The sequence below is a fragment of the Monashia sp. HAY1-2A genome, from assembly GCF_056755315.1.
Genome location: NZ_JBNDHY010000672.1, coordinates 1 through 244 on the forward strand (window position 1 = coordinate 1; position 244 = coordinate 244).

The 244-nt window shown below is 74.2% G+C and carries 1 protein-coding gene; it reads left to right on the top strand.

The window, feature by feature from the left end; translation table 11 throughout:
• On the top strand, positions 1-244 hold a 244-nt coding region (locus tag ACPYOM_RS23495; RefSeq protein WP_481347829.1), incomplete at both ends, for a hypothetical protein.

Here is a 244-nt window from a genome sequence, read left to right on the forward strand (position 1 = left end):
CTCCTCATCCACAGCCGGGAGGTCGACGCCCGCTCCCACGTGCGCCCGGCCGACCCCACCTACCCCCATCCGCTGGCCAAGGCGGCCAGCGTCCTCGGCGTCATGGCGGACCCCGTGCACGAGGCACGGGACCGCGGTGCGGCCGTCCTCAACCACCAGGGCGAAGTCGCCGGCGCCGTTCAGCACCTGCTGTCGCTGGCCGCCATGGCGGCCCGACACACCATGGCGCACGGACACCTCGACG